13 protein-coding genes are annotated in these 12592 nt (G+C 44.1%); 9 read left to right on the top strand and 4 right to left on the bottom strand.

Annotated elements, in window-relative coordinates; genetic code table 11:
* Window positions 1-252: 252 nt before the first annotated feature.
* The 4 genes from ACNKW2_RS05175 to ACNKW2_RS05160 all read left to right on the top strand — a co-directional run bounded on the left by ACNKW2_RS05175 (window position 253) and on the right by ACNKW2_RS05160 (window position 3807).
* On the top strand, window positions 253-2139 hold the full coding sequence (locus ACNKW2_RS05175) for a DNA repair helicase YoaA (RefSeq protein ID WP_472978000.1): 1887 nt from the start codon (window positions 253-255) through the stop codon (window positions 2137-2139).
* Window positions 2129-2815: a tRNA (adenosine(37)-N6)-threonylcarbamoyltransferase complex dimerization subunit type 1 TsaB gene (tsaB, locus tag ACNKW2_RS05170; protein WP_419147586.1), complete on the top strand. Its 687-nt coding sequence runs from the start codon at window positions 2129-2131 to the stop codon at window positions 2813-2815. Before ACNKW2_RS05175 ends, tsaB begins: the two co-directional genes overlap by 11 nt.
* A gap of 49 nt (window positions 2816-2864) precedes the next feature.
* Window positions 2865-3161: a hypothetical protein gene (locus ACNKW2_RS05165; RefSeq protein WP_419147585.1), complete on the top strand. Its 297-nt coding sequence runs from the start codon at window positions 2865-2867 to the stop codon at window positions 3159-3161.
* A gap of 211 nt (window positions 3162-3372) precedes the next feature.
* The gene (locus tag ACNKW2_RS05160; protein WP_419147584.1) at window positions 3373-3807 is read left to right on the top strand and encodes a hypothetical protein; all 435 of its coding nucleotides are present in this window, start codon (window positions 3373-3375) and stop codon (window positions 3805-3807) included.
* A gap of 74 nt (window positions 3808-3881) precedes the next feature.
* Here ACNKW2_RS05160 and ACNKW2_RS05155 read toward each other — a convergent pair whose 3' ends face one another.
* On the bottom strand, window positions 3882-5177 hold the full coding sequence (locus ACNKW2_RS05155) for an alkaline phosphatase (RefSeq protein WP_419147583.1): 1296 nt from the start codon (window positions 5175-5177) through the stop codon (window positions 3882-3884).
* Between the two features lie 147 nt (window positions 5178-5324).
* Between ACNKW2_RS05155 and ACNKW2_RS05150 the strand changes: the two genes are divergently transcribed.
* The 3 genes from ACNKW2_RS05150 (at window position 5325) to rnd (ending at window position 9255) form a co-directional block, all read left to right on the top strand.
* Window positions 5325-6218, top strand: coding sequence for an alpha/beta fold hydrolase (locus tag ACNKW2_RS05150; protein ID WP_419147582.1), 894 nt, complete (start codon window positions 5325-5327; stop codon window positions 6216-6218).
* Window positions 6219-6414: 196 nt separating this feature from the next.
* Window positions 6415-8067, top strand: a complete 1653-nt coding sequence (fadD, locus tag ACNKW2_RS05145) for a long-chain-fatty-acid--CoA ligase FadD (protein WP_419147581.1) — start codon at window positions 6415-6417, stop codon at window positions 8065-8067.
* A 60-nt stretch (window positions 8068-8127) separates the two neighbouring features.
* Window positions 8128-9255 (top strand): ribonuclease D, encoded by a 1128-nt coding sequence (gene rnd, locus ACNKW2_RS05140; protein WP_419147580.1) that lies wholly within the window; start codon window positions 8128-8130, stop codon window positions 9253-9255.
* Window positions 9256-9342: 87 nt separating this feature from the next.
* On the opposite strand, the gene minE is transcribed toward rnd, so the two are convergent.
* The 3 genes from minE to minC are packed head-to-tail and all read right to left on the bottom strand — an operon-like array spanning window position 9343 to window position 11124.
* Complete coding sequence (gene minE / locus ACNKW2_RS05135; RefSeq protein ID WP_419147579.1) at window positions 9343-9603, bottom strand: cell division topological specificity factor MinE; 261 nt, start codon at window positions 9601-9603, stop codon at window positions 9343-9345.
* 1 nt (window position 9604) lies between these two features.
* Window positions 9605-10414 carry a septum site-determining protein MinD gene (minD, locus tag ACNKW2_RS05130; RefSeq protein WP_336565536.1) on the bottom strand — a complete coding sequence of 270 codons (810 nt, stop codon included), beginning with the start codon at window positions 10412-10414 and terminating at the stop codon, window positions 9605-9607.
* A 5-nt stretch (window positions 10415-10419) separates the two neighbouring features.
* Window positions 10420-11124: a septum site-determining protein MinC gene (gene minC / locus ACNKW2_RS05125; protein ID WP_419147578.1), complete on the bottom strand. Its 705-nt coding sequence runs from the start codon at window positions 11122-11124 to the stop codon at window positions 10420-10422.
* 136 nt (window positions 11125-11260) lie between these two features.
* Between minC and ACNKW2_RS05120 the strand changes: the two genes are divergently transcribed.
* Together ACNKW2_RS05120 and ACNKW2_RS05115 are read left to right on the top strand one after the other, a co-directional pair.
* Window positions 11261-11542 carry a YcgL domain-containing protein gene (locus ACNKW2_RS05120; protein WP_336565538.1) on the top strand — a complete coding sequence of 94 codons (282 nt, stop codon included), beginning with the start codon at window positions 11261-11263 and terminating at the stop codon, window positions 11540-11542.
* A complete protein-coding gene (locus tag ACNKW2_RS05115) occupies window positions 11539-12558 on the top strand; it encodes a lytic murein transglycosylase (protein ID WP_419147577.1) in 1020 nt (339 codons plus the stop codon). Before ACNKW2_RS05120 ends, ACNKW2_RS05115 begins: the two co-directional genes overlap by 4 nt.
* Window positions 12559-12592: the final 34 nt, after the last annotated feature.

Here is a 12592-nt window from a genome sequence, read left to right as displayed (position 1 = left end):
GAATAGCAGCAAAGATGGTCTGTGGAGCATAAATTTACCACTGTGGTTTTATCTTCATCATACACAATGCCAACGACGCATATGTTCAACACCAAACCATAAGCATTTCACTTGCCAAAAGGTGGGCAATTCACTTTACGCTAAGGCTAATGGTTGCCATTTCACTGCGAGAAACATACAATTTCGCGATTCATCATTTGTGGTCTTAAATTCACTTTGTCAGTCACTGCGATATTTTCATCTCAAGGCCCTTTGGCTAAACACTTCCCAGGTTACCAACCACGCCAAGCTCAGATCGAAATGGCAGAGGCCGTTGCTAAAGCCCTGGATTCAAGACAGCAATGCGTGGCAGAGGCGGGAACCGGCACCGGAAAAACATTCGCTTACTTAGTGCCGGCCTTTAAAAGCAAAGGCAAAGTGGTGATTTCTACCGGTTCAAAAGCGCTACAAGAGCAACTCTTCCACCGCGATGTGCCCACCTTAAAAAAGGTCCTTACCAGTGGCAAAAAGGTCACCTTACTTAAAGGACGCGGTAACTATTTATGCCCTTATCGCTTGTCGCAGCATCTCAGCCACGTGCCCACAGATGATCCCGATGTTATGCACCAATTAGCCATGGTGGCTAAATTTGCCAGCGAAACCCAAAGTGGCGATTTAGCCGACTGCGTTGGTATCGAAGAAGATGCCAAGGTGTTGCCGTATGTCACTTCTACCGCTGATAATTGCTTAGGTAAAGAGTGCCCAGATTATCAAGACTGTTATATTCGTAAGGCGAGATTAAAAGCCATTGATGCGGATGTTGTGGTGATCAATCACCATTTATTTTTTGCCGATATGGCGGTAAAAGACTCTGGCTTTGCCGAATTAATTCCTACCGCTGACAGTTATATTTTTGATGAAGCTCATCAGCTTCCTGAAATCGCCAGTGATTATTTTGGTGAAACCATTAGCACCAAAGCCCTGCAAGCCTTAGTCAATGATATTAGAGTAATATACCGCTCTGACATTCCCGATATGTTGCAGCTTGGCAAAACCCTCAATAAATTGGAAACCAGCTTAGCGGACCTACGCCTGGTGTTTAATGCCGATGGTGCTCGTGGGGATTGGCGCGAGGCACTATCAAACAAACCCATCTGCGATGCCATGCACCGAGTGATCGCCAACCTCGACTTTTTATATAAAGTATTGAAACTGTGTTTAGACCGCAGCGAAAAAATTGAACACCCGTTCGAGAAAATCATGCAGTTTAAAAACCAGTTTGAACGGGCTTTTGATACCGCGCAAACCGGATTTAGCTATTGGTTTGAGACTACCCGACGGTTTTTATCCATTCATATTACACCGTTGGATGTATCGAATAAATTTGCTGACATTATCAACACCACCCAAGCCAGTTTTGTTTTTACCTCGGCCACGCTTTCTGTTGATAATTCATTAAATCATTTTAGCCGCAGTTTGGGGCTTAAGCCTAGCGCCGAATTTATTGTTGATAGCCCCTTTAACTATGGCCAACAAGCGTTACTTTGCTTACCCAGGTATTTACCAGAGAGCCGAGATGATCTGATGCCCCATGCATTGGTAAAAATAGCCAAACAGATCATCAAGGCTGCAAAAGGGCGCACTTTTTTATTATTCACCAGCTACCGCGCTATGCACCTTGTTTACGAGGGGTTAAGTACGGCATTGCAATATCCCGTATTTATGCAAGGGCAAGCATCCAAACGTATTATACTGGAACAGTTTATTCGCCACGGCAACGCCGTGCTGCTTGGTACCGCCTCGTTTTGGGAAGGGGTTGATGTGAGGGGCGATACACTCAGTTGCGTTTTAATTGATAAATTACCCTTTGCATCACCGGATGATCCCTTATTGCAAGCACGTATGCGAGATGCAGAATTGCAAGGCTTAGAGCCATTTGAAGCCATTCAGTTACCCCAAGCCGTGATCGCCTTAAAACAGGGTGTGGGGCGCTTAATTCGTGACGCCCAAGACCGTGGTGTATTGATTATTTGCGATAATCGTTTAGTTACGAGAAAATACGGCCAAACGTTTTTGAGCAGTTTGCCAGATATGTCACGAACTCGAGACCTCAATAAGGCAATTCACTTTTTAGAGAACATAGACAACAATGAAACATAACCTATTGGCTATCGACGCTTCCACCGAGGCGCTCAGTATCGCTCTTCATTTTGAAGGCAAATTTATTCGACATTTTGAAGTCTGTCCGCAGCAACATAGCCAAAAGATTTTGCCTATTGTTGAGCGCATTTTAAGAGAAGCCGAAATTTCATTAAGTGAATTAGATGGCATTGTATTTGGTCGTGGTCCGGGCAGCTTTACCGGCGTTAGGATCAGTACCGCGGTAGCCCAAGGACTGGCTTATTCCAGTAATTTACCTTTGGTGGGTGTATCCAACTTGCAAGCCATGGCACAACAAGCGCACATGGAGCATGGCCACCAGCAAGTGGTTGCTGCTATCGATGCTCGCATGGGAGAGATTTACCTGGCTCAATATCAAAGTGATGAAACTGGCTTAGTGCAACCTTTGACCGCCGAACAAGTCATCAAACCAGAGCAACTGCAATTGGATGCATCGGGCTACCATGGGGTAGGTACTGGCTGGCAAGCATTTGAGCAATTAGCAGGGCAACTCAATGTCAGCGTGATTGATACCATTACCTTACCAGATGCTTATTATATGTTGTTTATCGCAGAACCCGCCTTTAGCGCAGGAGAAACGGTGAGCGCAGCTGACGCGCAGCCGCAGTATGTAAGAGATACCGTAACATGGAAAAAGTTGCCAGGACGCGAATAAAGGCGTATTTTTATACTATAAGTTTGTTTGAGGTTACCTGAGCTCACCGATGAATTTAAATGCCATTGTTCAACAAGCTGGTACGTACCAACCTAAGTCACTGCCAAAAAAGGCGGTGCAACCTGTTGCGTCCGAACCTCAAGCAGCCCAGCAAAATAACCCACAAATTCGCAGCAGTGATAAAGGCATCGCGCTTGTTGAACAAATGCAAGCGCAGCAACGCTCCACCATATACGATCAGCCCAGCTATAATAACGGCAAAGCCATTGGCGAGTATCGCGCCATCGCCATGGAATCCCGCCGAGAAGAGATTAAAGACTTAATTGGCGTATCGGTTTACGCTTAATTATATCTGCTTCACACACAGTAAATTTACGCATTGTTTCTAAACGCCACCTTTTATAAGTGGTCAACTCCTGTTACAGAGCATTCTCGCTTTATACCCTATTAAAGGTACTTATTTCTTCCACTTAGCAACTATTTCAGGTACTTTACTCGCTTCAATACGTAGATATTGCATGTAATAGAATTTGCTATGATATGTATTAAGGACATGGATGAGAACAATTACAAAAACTATAAGCCAAGCACTGTGCTTTGCCGCTACGCTGGCAACAACCGGATGTATTGGTGTTGCTGTAACATACCCTACAGACAAAACTACCACTCAATACCAATCACTTACTATGGCTGATATGAAAGCACACTTCGGTGAGCCCGATACCGTATTTACTTTCGGTGACTCCGCAACTTGGGTGTATAACAACCGAGGAGAAGAGGGTGTTGGCTTAATCGTTGGGTTAGGGGTTGCTGTGCCACTGATGTTCTCAGAGGATAAAAAAACTAAAATTCACTTCAAAGACGGCGTGGTCAGCAAATTAAGCTATGTAAATGATGATAAAAAGTTAGCAGGCTTAATATGTGTACCAACTGGACTTATGACCATGCATGGAGCTGCTGCATGGAACTGGCGATGCTCTACTGGGGGTTAAGCTAAAACAAGGCAAGTGATCATTGCGGAAAATCTGAAAAGGGCTGCAACATAGCAGCCCAGTTAAAAGTGCTATTACTGCTTGCGAATAAACTCAATTAGTTTATCCGCAATGGCGGTATTGTTATGCGAGCCAATAAAATTTTCATAGCCCTTACCATAAGCATACACGGGCACATCAATAGCAGTGTGACCGCCGGTTGTCCAGCCAGTGAAAGAGGCTAAGTCTATCGCTTCTTTTACTACTTTCTCCACCGCTCTGTTATCGTTTTTAAGAGCCGCTTTTAGCTTAAGTTCCGTCGCGCTGTCATATTCAAGCCCAGTAGTGGATTGCCATACGGCTTTAACGTCTTTAGCTTGGCTTAATTTCTCCGCGATCACTCGCGCTGAGCCCGTTACCTTAGCAACCACATCTCGCTCCCAGCGATACTGGCCATGAGCGCCTAGAGTAAGCCCGCCCGTTGAGTGATCTGCTGTGATCACTAAAATGGTGTCTGGGTTGTTATCAACGTAGGCTTTTGCCAATTTTATTGACTCGGCAAAATCGTCCATTTCAGCCATAGCACAGGCAATATCATTAGCATGACCACACCAGTCAATTTGACTGCCTTCAATCATCATAAAAAAGCCAGCATCACTGCTGTTATCAACCAGCTTAAGTGCCTGTTTTGTCATAGCGGTTAACCGCATTGGCGCTTCGTCAAGCGCATGGGGAAGGCCTTTTTCAGCAAATAATCCCAATGCTGGTAATGACGAAATAGAATCTAAAGCATCTAAGCTATCAATGTATTGGTAACCTGCTTGCTTAAATTCAGCCACTAGATTGCGGTCTTCACGAATAAAATAACTGGTTCCGCCGCCTAACATAAGGTCAACCGCCGGCTTGTCATTAATTTTTAAATCCATGTAATCATCAGCGATTTCATTGTAGTTGCGACGTGACTCATTGTGGGCTGCAAAACTTGCCGGTGTGGCGTGGTTTATTTGTGAGGTGGCCACCAAAGCGGTTGTTTTGCCTTGCTTCTTGGCCATTTCTAGCATGGTTTCCAAGTGCGCTTTATGAGTGTCTACGGCGATTGCACCGTTATAGCTTTTGGTTCCAGTGCTGAGCGCTGTGGCTCCCGCAGCACTGTCCGTAACTATGGTATCGTCGTCTGGGTAGGTATGAGCCATGCCCACCAGCATGGAATCAAAAATAGTTGGCTCCACCACCTTGGTGTTAGCGTCGTCTTTAAAGTAGCGGTAGGCCGTGGTGTAGGCAGGTCCCATACCATCACCAATCATATAGATAATATTTTTCGGTGCAGCGATGACCTCTGGTGTCGACAGCAGACCCACCATGGCCGCAAGTAAGGTTGTTTTTAATTTCATTATGTTTCCCGTGTTGGCAATTGACGAAGCGAAAACAGCGATTTGATAAGCACACTTTACGCATAAAGTGCACACCATTAAATTTCATCAAATCAATGTAGTAACTTCGAATATGTCACGTTAAGATGATAAATCAATGATAAAACAATGAACACTAAAAAGAACGAACTGATGTCCCAATATGCGATAAAAGAACAGAAAATAGGGCCATATGCTTTTCAGCAGTGGGGCCACGGGCAAGAGACCGTGGTTTACTTACATGGCTGGCAAGACAACGGCAATAGCTTTTTGCCGCTTCAGCCGTTTACTAACCCAGCCCAACGCCATATCGCTGTGGACTTTTTGGGGCACGGTAAATCTGACTGGAAAAGCCCCGACAGCTATTATTATTTTATTGACTACGTTTATGACTTAAAGTGCTTTTTAGACGCTTTAGAAATTGAAACATGTCATTTAGTTGGCCACTCGATGGGCGCCATGGTAGCGAATTTATTTGCCGCTTGTTATCCCAAGCGCTGTGACTCTTTGGCACTAATAGAAGGTATTGGCATCGTCTGCAGCAGTGAATCGCAAACCCAGCAACAACTTATTAATGCGTTTACCTCAAGGGATAAACTTAACACTGCTAAGCCTCGTGCTTATGACAGTTTAGAGGTGTTAGCCAAGGTCAGAGCAAAAGTAGGGGACATTGATAGCGAAGCGGCAAAGATTTTAATGCAGCGTAATACCAAAGCAGGCGCTCATGGCGTGGAACTGCTGACTGACCCGAGACTGAAACACCACTCTGGCTTTCGTTATTCATTGCCACAAGCCAAAGCCGCACTTGGCAACATCAACACCGCCACGTTATTTATTGCCGCAGAGCAGGGATTCAATATGATTAAGGGCCAATTAAATCAATTTCGCGATTGCTTTAGCGACCTTAGCATAGAAAAAGTTCCCGGTGGCCATCATTGCCATATGGAAAACCCTGAAATTTGCTATAAGCTAATTGCAAAGCATCAAGCACAACTTAAAAACAGCAACACTGGAATGGAATAGAGTAAAGAATACACTATTGAGTAAATTATGCGCTCACATTACGCCCAAGCGCGATGTTTAACAGGTATCTAGATTGTAAATCCTAAGATTATGTGGGAATATGGCGATTTTAGAGTATTTGCTCAATTGTTAAAGTGCCTTACATCGATTATGGTTTAGGGTGAGTATAAAAATAACGAGAACACAGGAGCTAAGAGTGGAAAAAATCTGGCTGAAGCGCTATCCAGAGGGTATGCCTGAATCAATCGACCCAGAGCATTACAACTCGTTGCTTGAAGTATTTGAAAAGAGTTTCGCGGATTATGCCGATTTCCCGGCATATACCAATATGGGCAAAACGCTCACTTATCAACAAGTAGATGAAAAAACCAAAGCCATTGCGAGCTATTTGCAAAACGACCTGAAGCTGGGTCGTGGCGATAAAGTAGCCGTGATGATGCCTAACTTGCTACAAACACCCATCAGTATTTTAGGTGTGCTACGAGCTGGGTGTACTGTGGTCAATGTCAACCCACTTTACACTGTGCGTGAATTAGAACACCAGCTTAACGACTCAGAAGCCAAAGCCATTTTTATCTTGGCGAACTTTGGTCACACACTAGAACAAGCACTACCTAACACTCAGGTTAAGCATGTTGTGTTGACTGAAATTGGTGACATGTTAGGTGGCATTAAAAAGCACCTAGTTAACTTTGTTGTCAAACACTTCAAAAAAATGGTGCCGGAGTTTAACCTTAAACAAACCATCCCATTTAAGCAGGTTATCGCTGCTAACCCAGCGGACTATAAAAAACCAGAAATTAACCTTGATGACTTAGCATTCCTGCAATACACAGGCGGCACAACCGGTGTGTCAAAAGGGGCAATGCTCACTCATGGCAATATGGTAGCCAACCTTGAGCAAGTGTCTGGTTGTCTAGATAAGGTGCTTGATAAAGGAAAGGAAGTAGTGGTCACGGCCTTGCCGCTATATCACATCTTTGCCTTAACGGCGAACTGCTTAACCTTTATGAAGTATGGTGGGCACAATATCTTGATCACCAACCCTCGTGATATGCCAGCATTCGTTAAAGAGCTTGCCAAATATCCATTTACCGCCATTACTGGGGTAAACACCTTATTCAACGGCCTATTAAATACTTCAGGCTTTGCTGAACTGGACTTTTCCAACTTAAAAATGTCTTTAGGTGGCGGCATGGCCGTGCAACGCCCTGTGGCTGAGCGTTGGCAGAAGGTCACCAATACCAAGTTGATGGAAGGCTATGGTTTAACTGAGTGCGCGCCACTGGTGACTATTTGTCCTTTTGACTTAGATGCTTACAACGGCTCTATTGGTTTACCTGCACCAAGCACTGAGATCAAGCTGATTGACGAAGAAGGCAATGAAGTACCTAAAGGGGAACCGGGCGAGCTCTGTGTTAAAGGTCCACAAGTCATGGCTGGTTACTATAATCGCCCAGATGCCACTGCAGAATGTTTAAAAGATGGCTGGTTTGCCACCGGTGATATTGCCACCTATGACGATGACGGCTTCTTCTATATTGTTGACCGCAAAAAAGACATGATTTTAGTGTCTGGCTTCAACGTCTTCCCAAATGAAATTGAAGAAGTTGTTGCCATGCATGACGGCGTGCTTGAAGTTGCCGCCATTGGTGTTCCGCATGAAGTAAGCGGCGAGCAAGTAAAAGTTTTTGTTGTCAAAAAAGACCCTTCTTTGACAGAAAAGGATATAATTGCTCATTGCCGTGATAATTTAACCAACTACAAGGTACCGAAAATGGTGGAGTTTAGAGATGAACTGCCAAAAACCAATGTCGGTAAAATCCTGCGTAGGAAGTTAAAAGAATAATAACAAGAAACCGGCGTTTGCCGGTTTTTTTTGCTCTAACCGTTTTCCATGGGAGACACAGTGCAGTATCAACTAATACAAAGCCAAGCCGCTTTAGATCAATTTATTTTAGCCATTTCAGATGCCAAGGTATTGGCAGTAGACACCGAATTTATGCGCCGCCGCACCTTGTACCCTGAAATTGCACTGTTGCAAGTATACGACGGCCAGCACCTAGCACTTATCGATCCGCTAAGTGAGTTGAATTTTGACAAGTTATGGCAACTCTTTGTTGATGAAAAGGTATTAAAAGTACTGCATTCCCCCTCAGAGGACATAGAAGTATTTTTGAAGTTTGGCGGTTTTATTCCAAAGCCCATTTTCGATACACAATTTGCCTTACAACTATTAGGCGAGGGCAATTGCATCGGCTTTGCTAACATGGTAAAACAGCTACGCGATGTTGAAATCGACAAAAGTGAATCGCGAACCGATTGGCTGCGCCGACCATTAAGCCAAAAGCAACTCGATTACGCCGCCTCAGATGTTTATCATTTACTGCCCTGTTATGAGCAAATAGCTACGCGTATTCAAGCACAAAATCTTCATGACATTGTGATCCAAGAAAGTGAATTAATTGCCCAAAAACGCAGCTTTCGCCAACCCAATGAGCTGTTGTACCTTGATATTAAGAATGTTTGGCAGCTCAGGGCACGAGATCTGGCGGCGCTGCGAGAGCTAGCAGCATGGCGCAGAGCAAAAGCGGAGAAGAAAAATCTAGCCCTGAACTTTGTCTTAAAAGAGCATAACATGGTCGAAGTTGCCAAACGTAGACCCAGCTCGTTGAACAGCCTGCGCAATATACCTGGGGTTGAAACCATGGAAGTAAACCGCTCTGGTAAAGAGATCCTCGCGTGCATTGAGCGCGCCAAGGACTTGAGCGACGACCAATGTCCAGAGCGGGTAAAGCGCTTAATTGACTATAAGGGCTACAAAGGAGCCTGCAAAGACATCAAGCAAATCATTAATGAAGTAGCCGCTGCCAACCATATACCCAGTGATGTTTTTGCATCGAAAAAACAAATAAACCAGGTAATTAGTTGGGCTTGGAAAAAGTCAGAGCAAGAAAAGCAACTGTTGATGAAACCAGACTTGGCACTAGGGTGGCGCAAAGAGTTAATTGGCGATAAGCTCGACGCTTGGTGGTGAACCAGAATTTGTGATTGCTTAAAAACCTGGAGTGTCATTTTTAAGTAAAAGAGGAGCTTAAGCTCCTCTTTTGCTAACAAACAACACTTACTTTTCGTCGTCTGGCAAGGTGACGTTAAGCTCTAACACAGCTAAGTCATCTTCATTTTGTTCGAATTGTACATTGACAGCGTCAGAATCCACTTTCACGTATTTACGGATCACGTTCAAAATATCTTGCTTTAATTGTGGCAAGTAGTCTGGGGTACCGCGTTTTGAACGCTCATGGGCAACGATGATCTGCAAACGCTCTTTAGCAAGCGATGCACTGCTTTTCTTTTCTGAGCGAAAATAATCTAGTAATGACACCTTATCCTCCAAAAATCCGTTTGAAGATACCTTTCTTCTCAGTTTGTAAGAAGCGGAAATCAACAACTTCACCTAGCAAACGATTGATCGCGTCGCTGTATGCCTGGCCAGCATCTGACTCTTGGTCCAGTACCACTGGTTGGCCAGAGTTTGAGGCGTTAAGTACGGAAGTCGACTCAGGAATAACCCCAAGTAGATCGATTGCAAGAATATCTTTAACGTCTTCAACTGATAGCATTTCACCACTATCAACACGTTCTGGGTTATAGCGAGTAAGCAATAAGTGCTCTTTCACTGGCTCTAAACCCAGTTCAGCTCGCTTCGATTTACTTTGTAAAATGCCCAAAATGCGGTCTGAATCGCGCACCGATGACACTTCTGGGTTGGTAGTAACAATCGCTTCATCAGCGAAATACAATGCCATCATGGCACCGGCTTCAATACCCGCAGGTGAGTCACAAATGATGTAATCAAATTCGTCATTCATTTCTTTTAGCACTCGCTCAACCCCTTCTTTGGTGAGGGCGTCTTTATCACGAGTTTGTGATGCCGGCAAAATGTAAAGCTTTTCAACACGCTTATCTTTAATCAGCGCTTGGTTTAAATTCGCTTCACCATTAATTACATTAACAAAATCATACACCACGCGACGTTCGCAGCCCATGATAAGGTCAAGGTTTCTCAGACCAATATCAAAATCGACTATAGCTGTTTTATAACCTTTTAGCGCCAGTCCCGTACCAATTGCTGCACTAGACGTGGTTTTACCAACACCGCCTTTACCTGAAGTTACGACAATAATTTTTGCCATCTGATTTATCCTTTGACCAAAGCTGTAATTTTTAATGATTCATCTTGTTGTGTTATTTGAGCAGCTTGACCCCAGTATTCGCCTTGCAGCGAATCACTGATCCAATAACTCCCATTAATAGACACCAATTCTGCCTCAAGCTTTTGACAGAAAATACTGGTGTCTGGCTGGCCTTGAGCACCGGCGATGGCGCGGCCCCTCAATGTGCCATAAATATGAACATTGCCATCAGCAATCACCTCAGCACCATGACTGACGGCACCAAGTACAATTAAGTCGCGGTCTTTTGCGTAGATTTGTTGTCCGCTACGTACCGTGCCATTAACAATCTGAGCAGATAAATAGACTTGCTTTTCTACCACTTCAGATGACTGAGCTGGCGCTGGGGCATTGGGTTGGACGTCACGTGAATAATTTAATACCGACAATCCAGCTTGTTTGGCTAAGTCATGTTGACTCTGAGTGCCATTACAAACCCCCACTGGATTTAATTGTAAATCTTCTAGGGCCTGCTTTAACTCTTTGAATTCTACAGCTTGCTCCTGAACATCCGCTAAATTAACCACAATCGGAGCACCTTGGAAAAACTTTGGCGCTTGCGATATTTTAATGTCTAGTTCTTGTCGTAATTTGGCGATATCAAAAGAAAACAACTGCAATACAGAGAGTGTAAATAGATTTCCTTTTAGTTCGAATGTTTGTTTTGCCATTTATGCACTCAAATTTTTATACAACTCGCTCTAAAGCCTTATCAGCTTTGCCGTAGAGCGTAGTAAAACTTTCCACAACTTACTATTAGCATGGTATAGTGAGCGCCACTGATTAGCAAGATTTTATAGGGTTATAATGCTTACAGCTGTATATAAAAGTCCAAAAAAAGCGGATACCTACCTTTTTGTCACGAAAAGAGACGATTTCTCCGATGTCCCCGAACCTTTGTTAAACACTTTTGGCAACCCCATTTACGTCATGATGGTGAACCTTGCTAAACGCCAGAAGCTGGGTATTGCCGATCTGGATACAGTTAAGCAGAAGTTAACCGACGATGGTTTTTACTTACAGCTTCCCCCACACACAGAAAACTTGCTTGATGAATTTAAAAAGCAAAATGGAGTAACCGACGCGTGATAAAAAAAATTTCTCTATTAGTGGCCTCTCTGTGCCTGTCAACGTCAGTATTTGCTAACACCCAAGCCAAATTCGACAGCTATTTAAGTGCATTAAAAAAAGAAGCCGTCGAAAAGGGCTATAGCCAAGAGCTGGTAGACCAAGCCTTCGCCACCGCTAAGTTTAAGAAAAAAGTAATTAGCAACGACAAATCTCAGCCTGAAGTGGTTGAAACGCTAGAGACCTACCTTCCTAAACGAGTTCCAGAGTGGAAGGTAAGCCAAGCGCGAAAGCTGTATAAAAAGCACCAAGAGTTACTAGAAAAAGTCGCTAAAGAATATGGTGTGCAGGCCCGCTTTATTGTCGCCCTTTGGGGACTAGAAAGTAACTTTGGCCGTATCCAAGGTGGCTATCCAGTGATCAGTGCATTAGTGACGCTGGCATTCGATGGCCGTAGAGAGGCTTTGTACAAACGCCAACTGTGGGCAGCGTTAGACATTTTACGCGATGGCCATGTTAACCTCGATAACTTCAAAGGTTCTTGGGCCGGCGCCATGGGTCAAACCCAGTTTATGCCCACCTCATTTAATGCCTATGCGGTCGATTATGATAACGATGGTCGTAAAGACATTTGGACCACGGAAGCCGATGCCTTCGCCTCCATTGCCAACTACCTTAAAAGCGTAGGTTGGAACAATAACTTAACCTGGGGTCGTCAGGTACAACTACCAGAAAACTTTGATAGCAAGCACGTTCTAAAACGCGGTACTAAAAATCATCAACAGTGGCTCGAATTTTGGGCCAAATCAGAGCGTACGCTCGAGCAGTGGCAGCAATTAGGATTACGCCGCATGGATGGCACCGATCTGCCAAAAGTGAACATCACTGCCGCATTAGTAATGCCTGATGACATCAATGGTCGTATGTACCTTGCTTATGATAATTACAAAGCATTGATGAATTGGAACCGTTCATATTATTTTGCCACCAGTGTTGGCTATTTATCTGACCGCATTGGCTACCCCAAAATCAAATAACGGCTATCGCTATTATTAATTAGTGTGATAAAAG

This window comes from Pseudoalteromonas 'SMAR' (assembly GCF_048515945.1).
In the GTDB taxonomy this organism is placed as follows: domain Bacteria; phylum Pseudomonadota; class Gammaproteobacteria; order Enterobacterales; family Alteromonadaceae; genus Pseudoalteromonas.
The sequence above is the reverse complement of the archived record's forward strand: the minus strand, read 5'-3'. Positions and strand labels throughout refer to the sequence as shown.

What these genes read in the sequence shown, in the direction of transcription:
- tsaB (WP_419147586.1), top strand. Translation starts at nt 2,129, where the DNA reads ATGAAACATAACCTATTGGCTATCGACGCTTCCACCGAGGCGCTCAGT.
- ACNKW2_RS05165 (WP_419147585.1), top strand. Translation starts at nt 2,865, where the DNA reads ATGAATTTAAATGCCATTGTTCAACAAGCTGGTACGTACCAACCTAAG.
- ACNKW2_RS05160 (WP_419147584.1), top strand. Translation starts at nt 3,373, where the DNA reads ATGAGAACAATTACAAAAACTATAAGCCAAGCACTGTGCTTTGCCGCT.
- ACNKW2_RS05155 (WP_419147583.1), bottom strand. Translation starts at nt 5,177, where the DNA reads ATGAAATTAAAAACAACCTTACTTGCGGCCATGGTGGGTCTGCTGTCG.
- ACNKW2_RS05150 (WP_419147582.1), top strand. Translation starts at nt 5,325, where the DNA reads ATGAACACTAAAAAGAACGAACTGATGTCCCAATATGCGATAAAAGAA.
- minD (WP_336565536.1), bottom strand. Translation starts at nt 10,414, where the DNA reads ATGGCAAAAATTATTGTCGTAACTTCAGGTAAAGGCGGTGTTGGTAAA.
- minC (WP_419147578.1), bottom strand. Translation starts at nt 11,124, where the DNA reads ATGGCAAAACAAACATTCGAACTAAAAGGAAATCTATTTACACTCTCT.
- ACNKW2_RS05120 (WP_336565538.1), top strand. Translation starts at nt 11,261, where the DNA reads ATGCTTACAGCTGTATATAAAAGTCCAAAAAAAGCGGATACCTACCTT.